The organism is Lachnobacterium bovis (assembly GCF_900111325.1).
GTDB classification, from domain to species: Bacteria; Bacillota; Clostridia; order Lachnospirales; family Lachnospiraceae; genus Roseburia; species Roseburia bovis_A.
In genome coordinates this window covers 271,173-287,829 of the sequence record NZ_FOGW01000004.1, presented here as the reverse complement: position 1 = coordinate 287,829, position 16,657 = coordinate 271,173, and the positions used below count along the sequence as shown (strand labels likewise).

Here is a 16,657-nt window from a genome sequence, read left to right as displayed (position 1 = left end):
TAGTTACACTATGGAAAATGAAAGCTAGTTACTTTTGTTTTTTGTTTCAAGGAGGAAATATGAGAAAAAATAAAAAACTTGCTTTGATGGTTAAGGTGATTACAGCGACAACTGTTATCTCAACTACTACAGTTACACCAGGTTGCTTGAACATTCTACCACTTTCAATGGTTGAGGCAAGTCAAACGGAAAAAAATACACAACTTATTCTTAGTGAAATAGGAACTCATACAGAGAGTGGAATGGGTAGCATTTCAAACAAAACAGTTACTCTTGTTGGTAAGGGTGATAAAGGTTTTGATAAAGATTATCAACAGAATGATTTTTCATATCTTTTTACAGATGTAGAGGGAAATTCATCAATTGTTGCTAAAGTAAAAAATTGTAATGATAATGCTACAGCTGGTCAAATCGGTATTATAGCTAGAAATGATAGTGAAACAGTAAATACAGCAGCAGGTGGCTGGTATATTGATTATTCAAAAAATAAGATGGGAGTTATTAAACAAAATGGTTCGGCACTTTGTCAACAACCACTTAATACATTGCCAAAAGAATTTTATGTTAAATTAGAATTTTCAGAGAACGCAGTTTATTATACAGTAGCTAAGGATGCAGAATTCAAGGATTGTATAATGACAAGAAATGGAATGGGAGTTTCGGATTTTAAACCATCTACAATTGGTTTTTTCGCTTCAAAAGGACTTAAAATTGAAGCAACAGATGTATCAATTAAAAGTAATGGTAGTGAAGTTTTTACTTCAAATGTTGAAACATATACCTTAAATCATATGACAGGTGCAGATGTAGGCGCTAAATATGAGGATAAAGTAAAGTATTCATGTGAATTGTCTGGACGCGGAATTAACGTAGCATCTGATAGAACAGCATGTTCAAAAGGAGATATTAGAACATCAACTAATGTAGATTATTTGCTTTTGCCAGAAAATACTAACAATATGACTTTAAAAGCTGAAGTTGTAATTAATAGTTTAGATAAGGGAACTGATAAACAAGGCGTTTTTGTAGGACAATTTGCTCCTAATGCGAGTGATAATTTCGTATATTATGATGCGCTTCAGTTTAATAAAAATCAATTAATGGTTCATGCGTATTCAAAAGGGAAAGCAGATGGTGGCAAAAAAGAAATGGGAACATCCACATTTGAATATGGAAAACCATATTATGTTGAATATAAAAAAGTTGGAGATAAAAGCTACACAACAATTAAAGATTCTAACAATAATATAATTGTGAACAATTATGAGTTTATACCAGCTAAGCAGTCGGCATGTCTTGGAAATGAGCAAAAAGTCAGATATGGTTTTGCAATTTCAGGAGCTAGTGTAAGTTTATCAAATATAATATTGACTGATGAATCGGATAAAGTTGTTTATAGTTCAAATGAACAGTTTAATGTTGAGGGAGAAGCACCAAGTATTTCTAATGCAACAGCTACTATGTCAGAGGATAGAACAAATATTGCTCTTAATTGGAACATTGATAAGAATGGTTCTGGAGTAGAACAGTATGATATTTTTGTTTCTAAAAATGGTTCAGAGTACAATAAAGTAAAAACTGTTAGAAAAAATAATTTTGTTTTCAATGATTTAAACGAACAGGGAACTTATAAATTTAAAATTATTCCTTACGGTGGAAGCACACAAGGACAAGAAATTGAAACAAATGAAGTATCTTATGTGAAACCTTTAAATGCAAGCACTTTAACAGGAACAGCATCAGCTAAGGAAGTTTCTTTGAAATGGAGCCAGGTAGAAGGGGCAACAGAGTACGATGTTTATAGAACAACTGGATTTAAGGGAAATCCAACTTTATGTGCCACTGTAAAAGAGTGTGAATATAAAGATGTAAATATCGTAGAAGAACAAGCATATGTATATTATGTAGTTGCTAAAAATGAGACAAACACTTCAAATCCATCAAATAAATTACAAGTGTTAACAACTGATGGACATGTTGGTAAATATGTATATGAAAATGAAGCTGCTAAAATTAGTGTAATTTCAAAGGACAATGATACTGTATTTAAAAAAGAGGCAAATTTAAAATTAAAATCTAGCAAAGCTGGAAAAGCACAGTTAGTTGTAAACGGAAAAGTTCAAGAAGAAAGAAACGTAAAAGCTGATGAAGAATTTGATTTTTGCGCTAAACTTTTAGATAAGAGAAATGATGTTGAAATTCTTTTGATTGATGACAATCAAAAAATAACAAGAACATATTTTAATTTTGTTTGTAATCCTGACTATGATATTGTAGTTGATAAAAATTATCCAGGAGAAGAAGGTAGTACTTTCGAAGGCAAAAAAACATATAAATCAGTTTCAAGCGCAGTAAAAGCTACATTTTCAGCTGATAAAAATGTTGTAATTTTTGTGAAAAATGGACAATATAATGAGAGAGTTATTGTTGATAAACCTAACATTAGTTTATTAGGTGAAGATAGCAAAAATACTCATATTTACTATCACGCAGCAACAGGCGATAACACAGCTACTAGTATGTGGGATAGAAATGCTGTTTATGTAGATTCTAAGGCCACGGGCTTTACAGCTGAAAATTTGACAATTGAAAATAGTTTCCCATATGGAAATAAAAATGGTCAACAAGCAGATGCAATTTGTGTTGCAGCAGATAAGTCATCATTTGTAAATGTAAGATTTTTAGGTTATCAGGATACAGTTTTAACAGCTGCAAGACAAAAGAAGAATGGTGTGACTGTTAAAACAAGGCAATATTTCAAAAAATGTTACATAACAGGAAATGTAGACTTTATTTATGGATCGGGTTCATCTTATTTTGATGATTGTGATATTGTTGCAAGATACACACCTTATAAAGCAGATGGTGTATTTACAGCAGGTAATACACCAGCAGATGTTGATTATGGTTTGGTATTTAATGAATGTAGATTTATTGCTGAAGATAATATAAAAGATGGAAGCTATAGAATGGCTAGACCATGGGGAAAAGATGATTCAACTATCTTCATTAATTGTTATTTAGGACGCGCAATAAATATCGAAAAAGGCCAAAGCTATGGAGATATGTCTGAAAATTATGCAAAGGATGCTCGTTTCTTTGAATATGGTTCATATGGTAAAGGTTTTGTAATTGATGAAAGTAGACCTTTACTTGGAAAAGATGAGGCAGCAGCTATAAATGGATCTAGTGTTTTAGATGGTTATGACTACAAAACATTATTAAATAATTTATATGGTACACCGGTTGTTGAGCCAGAACCACAGCCACAACCAGAACCACAGCCACAACCACAGCCACAGCCAGAGCCACAACCACAACCACAGCCACAGCCACAACCACAGCCACAACCAAGTCAGGGTGACGAAAATACTAAAACACCTACAGAAGAACCTACAAGAAGTGAAACAAGTACAAAAGAGAGTACAAATAAAAATAGTAACACTTCAGGAAGCACTAAGAGTGATTCGAAAAGTACAAATGCTGTAAGTTCGCTACCTGCTAATACATCTTCAGTTAGATCCAATGCAATTAAAGGAGGAGCAGGTGTTTCTACTACAACTGCTAAGCGTGTAAAAACAGTTGTGAGTGTAATTAAACCAGCTGTTACTAGGTCTAATATATTATCAACAAACAACAATGGCGAAGCACAAAATGTAGAGTCAGCTTCGGAAACATCAAATAGTATTTCTACATCAAATGATGCAAATAATAATGTGGAGAATACCAAAGAAGTAAAATCAAAAGCATCAAAAAATAAAACTAATATTAAGGAAAATAAAGTTCCTAAATCGGCCAAAGAACAAGAAGAAAAAGTAGATAAAAAAGAAAATAATGCAATGAAATTAGTTGGTATTGCAGTTGCTTTAATTGCAGTAAGTTTCATTTCAGGCGCAATTGGATTCTTTTTGGCTAAGAAAAGAAGATAATTTATTTAAATAAGATTAAAAAAGCATTTTATATTATTTCTTTTATTAGGATAATATAGAATGCTTTTTTCTACACAAAACAATAACAGTGTGTTATTATGTAATACGTATATTGTTTTTACAAACTAGAAAGTATTACATGGTGAGAAAAATGAAGATCAATTTGAAGGAAAATAAATTAATAAATAATATAAGTAGGATTATTTTGATTATGATGTTTTTTTTCATAAGTATGGTATGTGTATTTACGTTAGGACGTAATTATGAAAAAAAATATTATAAAAAAGAAACTCAAAAGCTATTGTTACATAAAATAGAAAAAGAAAAATATTTTAAAATAAATGATGTAATGAATTTAATTGGGTTTAAAACTAAGAAATATAATATATATACAGGTAAAATTAACGGTGTTAATGTAACTGTTTTTTGGGATAAAATTAATAATTATTGTAGAAAAAACAGTTATAAATACAATATAAAACAACAAATAAAAACAATAGATGGAGAAGATTATGTGACGGCTAAAGCATTAAAAGATGTGTTTATGCTAGATTTTTTCTATAAAAATCATCATATTAAGTATAAAAATATACACCCTAAGACATGGTATAATAATACAGAAATGATTGCACATGCAGGTGGAGCTGTAAAAACACGCAATAATTATAGTTCTTATACTAATTCTAAAGAGGCAATCATTCAAAACTATAATTTAGGATTTAGAGTTTTTGAATTTGATATGTATCCTACTTCGGATAATAAGATGGCACTTGTTCATGATTGGAAGAAGTTTGGAATGAAAGATAATAGGGCTTTTTCACAAAAAGAGTGGAAAGCTTTTAAAGGTACAGGTTATCCTGATTTTGGTCAAACATTTACAACTATGATGTATGATAATCTTTTAGATGAAATGCTTATAAATAAGGATATGTATATTATTACAGATACTAAATCTTCGGATTTTTCAAAAGAAGAAACCCAGATTCAGTTTGAACAAATTTATAATTTAGCAAAAGAAAAGGACATACATTTATTAGAAAGAATAATACCACAAATTTATGATGAAGAAATGTATGATACGGTGATGAGTGTTTATCCTTTTAAAAGCATTATTTTTACAACTTACGCAACAAAAGAAAAGGCAGAAAAAATAATAAAATTTGTTTCAAAACATCAGAATATTCAGGTGATTACGGCTAAATTTGAAGATAAGCGTTTTGGAATAACAGAGATAAATGAGATACATAAAAAAAATAAATATTTTTTTAATCACACTATAGATACTTTTAAAAATTATATTAAGTCAAAATCTTTAGGTACAGATGGAATTTATACGAATGTTTTAAATCTATCAGACGCAAAAGTTTACAATAGCCTTGAAAATAGATAAGCTGTATAGTACATGTTAAATTATGTGGAGAAAAAAATATGAGATAATTAAAAAAATAATTGTAATATGTATTAAAGAACGTTATGTTGACAACTGTTAACTTAGTCATTATAATTTTGTAAGCCCATTAATTTTTTTAGATTAGAATAGGATAAGTACAAATGAAAATGACATTAATTAGACTTATGAAAGCATATGATATATGCCAAAAAGCTGACGAGCATATTCTTCAGAAAAAAGCATATGAGCAAGAAATTGAAGAGATGATAAAACGTTACAGTAAAAAAGTAGAAAGTCGAGTGCTACTTGATATTTTTATAGTTTTAGTTTCAACAGGATTATTATCTTTAGGAAGTAAAGGTGCTTTGATTTATATTATAAGCATGCTATTGTTCAACTTATTTATTACAGTTGATATTTTATCTATCAGCCTTTGTAAGAAAAAATTTATTGAACAAAAAAAAATAGAAATAGAGTTAGAAGAGAGAGAAAGTGTTCGTATAATTTGTGAGCATGAAAATGAATTAAATTTTTTGCCAAATGAATTTAGGAACATTGATGCTATAGAATATATGCTAGGTGTATTGAAAAATGATGATGCGTATTCTTTAGAATTTATTTACAGAATGTGTAGGAGACATCTACATAACAAAAAAAGACAGTTTTTATGCAATATAGAGCAAATATAGTGTTAATATTATAAATACTATTGAAAAAAATATAGAAAATAGTTATAATTCAAAATAGTGTTTGTTATATAAATTAATAAAAACTAGGATATTTAGTGGAAAAATGAGAGGAAAAGAAATTGAATAATAATAGCGAACAAAATGAATCTATTGAGTTTAAAGAAGGAAGCTTGAGAAGAAGAACGGTTATTGGTCGAATTATTCTTGCAATACTTTTTATTGCATCAATAGCTACAATAGGTGTTCTTGAGTATGTACAAGTGTTACCTAACAAATATATTTTCTTAGGTGCATTTGTTCTTCTAATTATCTTTGCTGTACTTGGTGCGGTGATGAGATTTAAGAAGGCTGATAACTTTTTTTATGTTGGAGCTGGTTTGGCTTCAATTATGAGTGTGCTACTAATTATTGGTAGTGTTTACATGATAAGAGGTAGATTAGCTTTTGAAGAAATTTCAAAAAATAATCAAGATAAGACAGAAGTATGTGTTTATGTTTTAAAAGATGACAAGGCTAAGAATATTAAAGATGCTAAAAATTATAGTTTTGGTGTTCTAGCAAACCAAGATGAAGATATTACTAAAAGAACAGTAAATTATATTAAAAAAGATGTTGGTAAATCTATTAAAACTAAAGGCTTAGACAATGTTAATGAAAGTTTTAAAGCAATTAGAAGTAAAAAAGTAGATGCTTTAATTTTGAAAAAAGGATATTTAGATAGTTTCGATGATATTGAAGGTTTCGAAAATATTTCTAAGGAATTAAAGGTAATCGCTACATATGAGATTAAAACTGATTCTGAGCAAAAAGTTAGTGGAAAATTAAAAGATACATTTGCTGTATATATTAGTGGTATTGATACAGAGGGAGATCCATCAGTAACAAGTAGAAGTGATGTTAATATTATCGCTTTCATTAATGTAAAAACTCATCAAGTAATGTTGCTTTCTACACCTAGAGATTATTATGTTAAGATACCTGGGGTTTCAAAAGGCAATTACGATAAGTTAACACATGCTGGTTTATATGGTATTAATAAATCTATTGATACATTAGAAGATATTTATGGATGTAAAATTGATTATTATTTCAGATTGAATTTTACAGGCTTTAGAAATATTATTGATGCATTAGGTGGAATTGAAGTTGATTCAGATTACAAGTTTACAGCTCATGATGGACAGAAATATTCAAAGGGTATTAATAAATTAAATGGAGCGAGAGCTCTTTCATTTGCAAGAGAACGTAAAGCATTCAAGGACATGGGTGATGAGCAACGTGGTATTGATCAAATGAAAGTAATCAAGGCTGTAGTTAAAAAATGTATGTCGACTAAAATGCTTACTAATTACGAATCTGTACTTAAGAGTATAGAGAGTAGTTTTGAGATGAACATTCCTTATTCAGTTATTTCTGAATTAGTTCAGTTACAGTTAGATGAAGGACAAGATTGGACAATTTCAACATATCATGCTACAGGATGTAACGCTAAGAGAGTTCCATATTCTTTAGGAAGTAGAGCCTATGTAATGCTTCCAAGTGTTGAGTCTATTGATGAAGGAAAGAGATTAATCAAAGAAATATATTCTGGCAAAAAATTAAATCAAGATTTAATTGAGAAAGAAGAAAAGAGAATTCGCGATAGAGCTGAAAATGGAATCTTAACTAAAGATGATAAGAAGGTTAAAGATTTGTATGATTCGTCAGATGATTCAAGTTATAGTAAGTCTAAGTATTCTGATGATAGTACAGAAAGTTCATCTAAGACAAGAAGAAAATCATATAATACGCAGGATACAGAGAATACTTCATCTGAAAGAAATACAGAAAAGAAAACAACTACAAGAAATAGAAACAGAATTGTGAATACAGAGACTAAGCCAAGAACTCCTGAGAAACATACAGAAACGATAAAGCAACCGGAACACCACATTAATCATGGTGGGACACAAGCAGGAGGAAATGGTCAAACTGAAGGTGGTTCAGCATCTTCAGGTTCGACAGAACCATCTATTCAAGAGAGTGATAATACACAATCTGAAGTGGTGACGACACCTTAGACTTAGATGAGAACTTAAAATTGTTAAGTGATAGATAAATCTATCATATAAAAAACATATTATAATTAACTAGATTAAAAGTCTTGTTAAGCTAATTAATAGCTTAGCAAGACTTTTTAAAATATTTATATTTATAAATATTCTAAATTTAATATAAATAAAGTCGAAATAAAAGATGTATTATGGGAATGTAATTTAGTGATTTTTAATAATAAAGGTAAAAGAAGAAGTAAGAAAAAAAGAAGCAAGGTAAAGAAAGTAGTCTATCTATAGAAAAGGGGAGGATGCTTTGTTATGAGAGAAACAAATAGAGCGGTAAAAATGCTACTAGGTATTGTAATAATAATTTGTGTAGCAAGTATTGGCGCTTATCTAGGTTCTTTAAGTCTTAAGAAAACTAAATATGAAGATATAAAGAAAAAAGCATATAGTGTTCAAAAAGTTGAAAAGAAATCAAATAAAAATAAAAAGTCTAAAGTAAAAGAATATCCAAAACAAACAGATATTAATTTTGACGAATTATATAAAATTAATCCAGATATATATGCATGGATTAAAATTCCTAATACAAATGTAGATTATCCTATTTTAAGAAGTTCTGATGGGCTGCCAGAAGATTATTATCTAGAACATAATGTTGATCATTCTAGTGGCTACCCAGGTTGCATTTATACACAAAAAAGGAATTCACCAGAGTTTACAGATCCTAATACAGTGATATATGGTCATAATATGAAAGATAAAAGTATGTTTGCAACATTACATAAGTTTGAAGACAAAGATTTTTTTAATGCTAATAGGGAAATAGATATATATACAAAAAATTATAAAATGAAGTATAAAATTTTTGCTGCATATGTAACAAGTAACGATTTGATTTTAGAAAAATATGATGATTTTAAGGATAGAGCAGTATTTGATACCTATTTACAATCTATTTTGTCAAATCAGAATATGAAGAATAATATAGATGCGACTCCAGAAGTTACAAAGAATTCAAAGATTATAACGTTGTCAACTTGTATTGGAAATCCAGATTATAGATATATTGTCCAAGCTTATCTTGAAGATGATGGACAGGGAAATAAGTGGAAAGAGGAGGAGAATAATTAATGAGTAGAAGTTATAAATCTAGTGATGATTATCATAGACGACATAGCAGTTCTCATCCTAGACATCATAGTCATCACGGAAGCAGCCATAGACATCATCGAAAAAAAAATAAGAAGTTAAAAATTTTAGTTGCCGTACTTGCAGTATGTTTACTTTTAGCGGGAATAGGCACGGCAACAGTAGCATTTATGATTTCTAATGGAAAACAAAAACTCATTGCAAAATCACAAAATGCTTCAAATGGGAAGAATAATATAGAAGATGTAGTTAAGTATAATGGAGAAAAATATAAATTAAAGGATAATGTTATTAATATTTTGTTTATGGGAATTGATTCAGAAGGTGACATAGCGGCCAAAAGTAAAGTCCCAGGGGAGTTCGGTCAAGCGGATGTTATTTGTGTTGTATCGATTGATACAGATAAAAAAGTAGTTAATAACATTAACATTCCAAGAGATACAATTACTGATATTTTGACTCGAACTAAAAGTGGTAAAGTATCTGATATTATAAAAGGTCAAGTTTGTTTGCAATATGCATATGGAGATGGAAAAGAAAAAAGTTGTAATGATATGTTAAATTCGGTATCAAAAATTTTGTATGATATTCCAATAAATAATTACGCAGCTGTTAATTTCGAAGCAATACCAATTATTAATGATGGAATGGGTGGCGTAAATGTTACAATGTCGGAAGATTATACATATATTGATAGTGCATATAAAAAAGGCGCTACAATTGTTATGACAGGAATTAAAGCAGAAAAGTTTTTGAGATATAGAGATACAAATGTTACAGGAAGTAATATGCAAAGAATAAATAGACAAAAAGATTATGTTAGGGGATTAATGGCAACAGTACAGCAGCATTTTAAAGAGAATCCGACGTCTGTGATTGGAATCTTAAATGCATTAAGAAATAATATGGTAACTAATATTTCAGCTTCAGAAGTAAGTTATTTAGGTTCGATTTTTGCTACGGGAGATTATAAAGTTGAAGAATATAAAGTTTTACCAGGAATTTATCAAGGACCAACGACAACAAAATTTGATGAATTTATTCCAGATAAAGATAAATCATATGAAATGCTATTAGATATTTTCTATGAAAAAAAATAAGATTTTATCAAAAAAGAATAAAAAAGAATAAAAAAGAATAAAGAACTCTAAAAAGGCTTGCATAGATATTCTGCCGTAAATTATTAAAATTTATAAAATATTTAAACTGATTATTAATAAGCAATTGAATCATTCGATAAAATAATTGTACATAACTAGATTTTGTTTATAAAGAATAAAAAAGAATCAGAAAATGTCTGTGTAATTTGGAGTTTTGTGGTGAATTATACTAACATTGTAGCAAGCTAGGGAGGATAAAGCATGAATAAGAAGTTAATAAAGGTGGTATTAACGACAATATTGGTGTTTGCGATGAATGTGACTGCTTTTGCGGCAGGAAGTGCTATTGCGGTGGTTATTGATGAGGCCAAAGGTATTACGAAAGATTGTATAGAAGCCAAAGATGGGGTTATAATAAAAAGTGTAGAACCAGATATTACAAATCCAGAGGCTCTAAAAGCTTTAGAAAGCGAAGCAAAGGATATAAATGAGCGTCTAGAAAAAAATGACTTAGGTATTGTAAATAATTTTAAGATGGATGTTAGGGCTCAAGGCAGTGGATGTATTGTTATTTATCTTGGTGAACAGTATGCAAAGAAAATTGCTATTGTTTCGCATTATAATACAAAAGAGGGATACTGGACAAGACAGATTTTAAAGATTTCAGATGCGGGAGAAATTTCCCCAAGTTTTGAAAATTTTTCTCCTATATATATTACAATAGTTGATTATGATGGTGATATCTCAGAATTTAGAAAAACTACAGGAATTTTTCAAACTGAAAAAGGTGTTGAAACGAAAGATAATGGAACTGGAAGTGTAGTTGATAAAGATAATAAAAATGATACTTCAAAAGGTAATAGTGGTGGTGGCAGTATCGATATTCCATCCCCTTCAAAAGGTGCAACCTATACTCAAAGTAGTGGAAATAAATCATCAGGTTTAGCAACGAGAAGTGTTATAACAACAGGTGGCGGCGGTGGAAAAGGTAAAGGAAAATCGCCTAATACAAATGATGGTTACGGAGTGGTTTGGCTACTTTCGGGAATAATTATTTGTTCAGCATTAACAATGGTTTCACTAAAAAAAGAAAAGTAAGATAATTATTAAATAAAAAAATAACTGTAAAGTTTAATATGAATTTAAAGATGAGTAAGAGAGATGGTTCTGTTGCTCATCTTTTTTTTATGAATTTTTATTTATAAAAGTAACGTATTTGTAAAAGCAGAGTAAAAATTAAATAAATAGTATAAAACTCCGATAAAATGTATAGGATATATTTAAAGGAGATTAAGTTATGCTAGAAGGGTTTATTGATATTCATAGTCATATTTTGCCAGGAGTAGATGATGGAGCAAGGAATTTAGAGATGGCAGAAAAAATGATTGAAATGGCATTAGAAGATGGAATAATTGGTCTGGTTTTAACACCACATATAAAGGCACCGCGTTATTTATTGCCAGAGGAAGAAATTGTAAGTAAATTTGAAGAATTAAAAGAAATCGTTAGAAGTAAATATCCACAGATGCATCTGTATTTAGGAGGAGAGTTCTATTTTTATTCCTCAATTCTAGAAGAATCACCACATATAATAAGAACTATAAATAAAACGGATTATGTTTTAGTTGAATTTTCTCCTATGATTTCATACGATGAAATGTTACGTGCCTTTCAAAAATTAAAAGCGTGTGGCTACGATGTAATATTAGCTCATGTTGAACGGTATGAAGTTTTGAGAAAAGATCTAGAAAAGGTTGAGCACGTTAAGGGTATGGGAGTTCTTATACAAATGAATGCCAATACGATTTATAAACCAAATGACAGAGAACATAAAAAGTTTATGAAAAAAGTTCTTAAAGAGGAATTGATTGATTTAGTTGCAACAGATGCTCATGATTTAAATGATAGGAAACCTAATCTTAGTAAAGCTGCAAATTATGTAGTAAAAAAAATAGGAATGGATTATGCACAAGATATTTTTATGGAGAATCAGCTAAGGATTCTTCAAGGCAAAAGAATTAATTGATTAGAAATTGCTTATTATGCAGATAATAGGGAGGGGATAGTTTGATAAATTATAGTAATTCTAATGCTCAAAATGAACAAATTGAAGATGTGATTGATATAGGGGAAATTTTATATATATTGTGGTCACATTTTTTGATTGTGTTAACGGTTGTGATAATTTTCGCAACGGCAGCCTTTTTTGCAACACAGTTTTTTATAGAACCACAGTATACTTCAGAGACGGGGGTATATGTATTAACAAAGCAAGATCAACATACTATAACAACATCTGATTTGACAGCTGGTAATCAGTTGACAAGTGATTATGCTGAGCTTGTGACTTCGCGTCCGGTTCTTGAAAAAACAATAGAAAATGTTGGTTTAACTAACATAACAACAGAGGAATTAAAGAAAAGTGTTTCGGTATATACACCAGATAATACTCGTATTTTAAAAATAAGAGTAACTTATAACAATCCTCAAATCGCTAGAGATTTGGCAAATACATTAAGAAAAGAAGTTTCAAATCAAATTGTTGATGTAATGAATATCGATGCTGTTAATACAGTTGAAAAGGCTAGTCTACCAACTAAACCTTCTTCACCAAATATTATAAAAAATACGATTTTAGGTGGTGTGATCGGATTTTTCTTTATTGCAGTAATTGTCGTTGCAGTAAATAAATTAGATGATACAGTTAAAACACCAGAAGATGTTGAAAATTTAGTAGGATTGACAGTACTTGCATCAATTCCGGTTAAAGAGACAGAAAAGGTTTCAAATCGTAAAAAAAGAAAAGAGAAAAAGAAAAATAAACGAGATGAATATGGAACGAAGGGGAGCTTAGCATGAGAGAAGTAAATATTGAATATGTTAAGGATGATAAAGACTTTAGAAGTAATGAATCATATAAAACATTAAGAACCAATATAGAGTTTGCAGGAGATATTAATAAAACTATTGTAATTACAAGTTGTACACCAGGAGAAGGAAAAAGTAGTGTGGCAATGGGGCTTGCTGTTACATTGACAGAGGCAGGAAAGAATGTTGCATTTATTGATGCAGATTTACGAAAATCTGTGATTTTAGGCCGCTACAATGTTAAAGGAAATGTTAAAGGCCTTACACACTTGCTTGCAGGTCGTGCATCTATTACTGAAGTTTTATTTAGAACTAATATTAGTGGGTTGCATATTATTTTTTCGGGGTTAGTACCACCTAATCCATCTGAATTATTAAGTGGAAAGAGATTTGAGCAACTAATTGCCTTTTTGAGAGAACATTATGATTATGTAATTGTTGATGCACCTCCACTAGGAAGCGTAATTGATGCAGCAGTCGTTGCAAAAAAATGTGATGCAGCAGTTATTGTTGTTCAGCAGGGAAAAGTCAGCCATAAATTTATCCAAGAAATCAAAATGCAGATAGAAAAAACAGGATGTAATATTTTAGGCGTGGTTCTTAATAAAGTAGATTATGATGGTAACAAATACTATGGAAAATACTATGGAAAGTATTATGGTGAATATTACGGTGCAGAAGGTGAGTAATTAGAGCCATAGACGAGGTGTGAATGTATGATAAAACATGTGCTTACTGATAATAAGGGGTGCTTGAATTTTGATGAAAAAACAAGCATGAATTATAATATTGAGTACGATAAGATTCTAGAAAAAAATCAAAAAATAAAGAAAATATATATGATTTTTAAAAGAATTTTAGATGTGATTTTTTCGCTTAGTGCACTTGTTTTATTGTGTCCAATTTTTTTGATAATTGTATGTTGTATAAAAATTGACTCAAAAGGACCAGCTTTTTTTAAACAAAAAAGAATTGGGAAAAATAAGAAAGAATTTTATATCATAAAATTTAGGACGATGACAGTTGATACACCACAGTATATTCCAACTCATATGTTAAACAAATCGAATAATTATATTACTAAAGTCGGACGTTTTTTAAGAGGTAGTAGTTTAGATGAATTACCACAGTTTATTAATATTTTAAAAGGAGATATGGCGCTGATTGGACCAAGACCAGCACTATATAATCAATATGATTTGATAAATGAAAGAGATAGATATAGAGTAAATGAAATTAAACCGGGGTTAACAGGATGGGCTCAAGTGAATGGAAGAGATAAGTTGACAACAAAGGCAAAAGCAAGATTAGATGGTGAATATTATATAAAATATGGAATTTTAATAGATTTAAAATGTTTTTTTAAGACATTTTATACTGTAATTATGAGAGATGGTTATGTAGAAGGTGCTGAAAATGTGAAAATGGAAACGAGTAATGATGAAGTTAAACGGAGGTCTATAAATGAAACGAGTACTGATGGTATCAACGGCAGCATCGATGATAGAGCAATTTAATATGCCGAATATAAAATTATTAAAAAAATTAGGATATGAAGTTGATGTAGCAAGCAATTTTATAGAAGGTAATACTTGCACATCTGATATAATAGATAAATTAAAAAAAGAATTAGAAGAATTAGGTGTCAGATATTTTCAAATTGATTTTTCTAGAAGCGCCAAAAATTTTAAGCAACATAAAATTTCCCGAAAACAAATTGCTGAATTATTAGAGAATAATGAATATTGTTTTATACATACACATACCCCTGTTGCTAGTGCGTTAGTTAGATTAGAAGCAAAAAAAAGAAACATTAAAGTTATTTATACAGCACATGGATATAGTTTTGAATATAAAGGTGATGGTCAGCAGGAAGAGATTTCGGGTAGTTGGATGTATTATAAGATAGAAAAATATCTTAGTAAATTTACTGATACAATTATAAATATTAATGAGGAAGATTATAATTTTTCAAAGGAAAAACTCAAAGCAAAAAATATAGAGTATATTCCAGGTGTTGGAGTTGACGTTAAAGAAATTGATAAAATAAAAATAGATTGGAAGAAAAAAAGAGAAAGCCTAGGGGTTCATGATGATGAGCTTATTTTTTTATCGGTAGGTGAGTTGGGAACACGAAAAAATCACATACGTGTAATAGAAGCTTTAAGTTCATTGAAGTATGAGTTAAAGTTTAAATATTTTATATGTGGTATAGGAGATCAAGAGGAAGTTCTAAAAGATTATATTAAACAGCAAGAATTAGATGGTAAAGTCATATTGTTAGGATACAGAACAGATATAATTGAATTGTGTAAAGTGTGTGATTTATATATTTTTCCTTCACTAAGAGAGGGGTTGCCTGTTTCTTTAATGGAGGCAATGGCTTGCGATGTGCCAATTATTTGTAGCAAAGTAAGGGGAAATGTAGATTTGATAAAGGATTCGCGTTTTTATTTTAATCCGTTATCATATCTTGATATTAAAAAAGCAATACTTACAGCAGTTGATTTATCAAAGGAAGAATATAGGATGTATCTGAAACAAAATTATGAAACTGTAAAAAAATGTGATGTTCATGAAATATGTAAAAAAATGGAAAATATATATAAGAGAGTCGGAGAAAAATAAAGAGTATATATTTTAAGCCGATAGAAAATATAGGAGAATGTAAATGTTCTATAAAGGGGTGGCTAGATGAAAAAAACAGATATTACAACAAAAGATATTATTTTTTTTCAGGATTTAATTCAAGAATCTATTATAGATAAATATGTTGATAAAGGAGCAGTTCCTGTTTTAATTGATTCAGAAAGAGATACTTTAAATATGGATCCGGTTGCACTTGAGCTCGCTTTTAGATTGTATGAAACTGCTAAAACAGTAATTGTAGCCAATCTTTATGGAACACAGGGACATATAAATGAGCTAAAAGAGATTTGTAAAAAACATAATGCAATTTTAGTTGAAGTTGCAAAAGAAAATGTAGAAAATTCGAAAGAAACGTTAATTAAGTTCAATGATATTGAAACTTATATGAAAAAAAAGAAAGAGATTTATGAAAAATATAAGCATGCGTTTGATGATTTGCCGGTGGAAGTTAATCCAAATTTAGATGAGTCAAAGTCAAAGTTTTGGAATAGTTTTATTCGAATTGATACGGAAACAGTTTATGGTCTAAGTCTTGAATTTAAACAGACGACACCAGAGATGATTAGAAAAAAACTTGAAGATGAGAATTTTCTAACAAAACCTATTATTGTGCCGCTTCATTTAACCAAAAAATATCGGGACTGTGAGTTTGTTGCATTATATAAGTATGCCGAACATTTTTATGAAGTAGATAGGTCAGTGAGCACGGATGCGTATACATGCTGTCTATGTCTACCAAGTGATGTTGAACTAGATGAAGATAAACAAGAAAAGATAATTGACATTATTCGTAAGATGTTTGTAAAACAAACTATTAAGTTCTAGTAAATGCCAAGGAGGG

The 16,657-nt window shown here is 29.8% G+C and carries 13 protein-coding genes; all 13 read left to right on the top strand.

Going from position 1 to position 16,657, the window contains the following annotated elements:
* Positions 1 to 59: 59 nt before the first annotated feature.
* The 13 genes from BMY79_RS01275 to BMY79_RS01215 all read left to right on the top strand — a co-directional run bounded on the left by BMY79_RS01275 (position 60) and on the right by BMY79_RS01215 (position 16,641).
* Positions 60 to 3,929 carry a pectinesterase family protein gene (locus BMY79_RS01275; protein WP_074730318.1) on the top strand — a complete coding sequence of 1,290 codons (3,870 nt, stop codon included), beginning with the start codon at positions 60 to 62 and terminating at the stop codon, positions 3,927 to 3,929.
* A gap of 151 nt (positions 3,930 to 4,080) precedes the next feature.
* Complete coding sequence (locus tag BMY79_RS01270) at positions 4,081 to 5,319, top strand: PI-PLC domain-containing protein (RefSeq protein ID WP_143065801.1); 1,239 nt, start codon at positions 4,081 to 4,083, stop codon at positions 5,317 to 5,319.
* 161 nt (positions 5,320 to 5,480) lie between these two features.
* On the top strand, positions 5,481 to 6,008 hold the full coding sequence (locus tag BMY79_RS01265) for a hypothetical protein (protein ID WP_022749300.1): 528 nt from the start codon (positions 5,481 to 5,483) through the stop codon (positions 6,006 to 6,008).
* Positions 6,009 to 6,127: 119 nt separating this feature from the next.
* Entirely contained in the window at positions 6,128 to 8,068 is a 1,941-nt protein-coding gene (locus BMY79_RS01260) for an LCP family protein (RefSeq protein ID WP_022749301.1), read from the top strand.
* 294 nt (positions 8,069 to 8,362) lie between these two features.
* Positions 8,363 to 9,181 carry a class B sortase gene (srtB, locus tag BMY79_RS01255; RefSeq protein WP_022749303.1) on the top strand — a complete coding sequence of 273 codons (819 nt, stop codon included), beginning with the start codon at positions 8,363 to 8,365 and terminating at the stop codon, positions 9,179 to 9,181.
* Positions 9,181 to 10,299, top strand: a complete 1,119-nt coding sequence (locus BMY79_RS01250) for an LCP family protein (RefSeq protein ID WP_022749304.1) — start codon at positions 9,181 to 9,183, stop codon at positions 10,297 to 10,299. The genes srtB and BMY79_RS01250 overlap by 1 nt, the downstream gene beginning before the upstream one ends.
* Positions 10,300 to 10,560: 261 nt before the next feature.
* Entirely contained in the window at positions 10,561 to 11,397 is an 837-nt protein-coding gene (locus tag BMY79_RS01245) for a hypothetical protein (RefSeq protein WP_027422375.1), read from the top strand.
* 199 nt (positions 11,398 to 11,596) lie between these two features.
* On the top strand, positions 11,597 to 12,325 hold the full coding sequence (locus BMY79_RS01240; protein WP_027422376.1) for a CpsB/CapC family capsule biosynthesis tyrosine phosphatase: 729 nt from the start codon (positions 11,597 to 11,599) through the stop codon (positions 12,323 to 12,325).
* Positions 12,326 to 12,366: 41 nt separating this feature from the next.
* The gene (locus BMY79_RS01235; protein ID WP_074730316.1) at positions 12,367 to 13,158 is read left to right on the top strand and encodes a YveK family protein; all 792 of its coding nucleotides are present in this window, start codon (positions 12,367 to 12,369) and stop codon (positions 13,156 to 13,158) included.
* Positions 13,155 to 13,856 carry a CpsD/CapB family tyrosine-protein kinase gene (locus tag BMY79_RS01230; RefSeq protein WP_027422378.1) on the top strand — a complete coding sequence of 234 codons (702 nt, stop codon included), beginning with the start codon at positions 13,155 to 13,157 and terminating at the stop codon, positions 13,854 to 13,856. The genes BMY79_RS01235 and BMY79_RS01230 overlap by 4 nt, the downstream gene beginning before the upstream one ends.
* 27 nt (positions 13,857 to 13,883) lie before the next feature.
* Positions 13,884 to 14,684, top strand: coding sequence for a sugar transferase (locus tag BMY79_RS01225; RefSeq protein ID WP_022749311.1), 801 nt, complete (start codon positions 13,884 to 13,886; stop codon positions 14,682 to 14,684).
* The gene (locus BMY79_RS01220) at positions 14,632 to 15,795 is read left to right on the top strand and encodes a glycosyltransferase (protein ID WP_074730315.1); all 1,164 of its coding nucleotides are present in this window, start codon (positions 14,632 to 14,634) and stop codon (positions 15,793 to 15,795) included. Before BMY79_RS01225 ends, BMY79_RS01220 begins: the two co-directional genes overlap by 53 nt.
* A gap of 66 nt (positions 15,796 to 15,861) precedes the next feature.
* Positions 15,862 to 16,641 (top strand): DegT/DnrJ/EryC1/StrS family aminotransferase, encoded by a 780-nt coding sequence (locus BMY79_RS01215; RefSeq protein WP_022749313.1) that lies wholly within the window; start codon positions 15,862 to 15,864, stop codon positions 16,639 to 16,641.
* Positions 16,642 to 16,657: the final 16 nt, after the last annotated feature.

Excerpts from the sequence above, each read along its gene's own strand:
- BMY79_RS01275 (WP_074730318.1), top strand. The coding sequence starts at position 60 with ATGAGAAAAAATAAAAAACTTGCTTTGATGGTTAAGGTGATTACAGCG.
- BMY79_RS01270 (WP_143065801.1), top strand. The coding sequence starts at position 4,081 with ATGAAGATCAATTTGAAGGAAAATAAATTAATAAATAATATAAGTAGG.
- BMY79_RS01265 (WP_022749300.1), top strand. The coding sequence starts at position 5,481 with ATGAAAATGACATTAATTAGACTTATGAAAGCATATGATATATGCCAA.
- srtB (WP_022749303.1), top strand. The coding sequence starts at position 8,363 with ATGAGAGAAACAAATAGAGCGGTAAAAATGCTACTAGGTATTGTAATA.
- BMY79_RS01250 (WP_022749304.1), top strand. The coding sequence starts at position 9,181 with ATGAGTAGAAGTTATAAATCTAGTGATGATTATCATAGACGACATAGC.
- BMY79_RS01245 (WP_027422375.1), top strand. The coding sequence starts at position 10,561 with ATGAATAAGAAGTTAATAAAGGTGGTATTAACGACAATATTGGTGTTT.
- BMY79_RS01240 (WP_027422376.1), top strand. The coding sequence starts at position 11,597 with ATGCTAGAAGGGTTTATTGATATTCATAGTCATATTTTGCCAGGAGTA.
- BMY79_RS01230 (WP_027422378.1), top strand. The coding sequence starts at position 13,155 with ATGAGAGAAGTAAATATTGAATATGTTAAGGATGATAAAGACTTTAGA.
- BMY79_RS01225 (WP_022749311.1), top strand. The coding sequence starts at position 13,884 with ATGATAAAACATGTGCTTACTGATAATAAGGGGTGCTTGAATTTTGAT.
- BMY79_RS01220 (WP_074730315.1), top strand. The coding sequence starts at position 14,632 with ATGAAACGAGTACTGATGGTATCAACGGCAGCATCGATGATAGAGCAA.
- BMY79_RS01215 (WP_022749313.1), top strand. The coding sequence starts at position 15,862 with ATGAAAAAAACAGATATTACAACAAAAGATATTATTTTTTTTCAGGAT.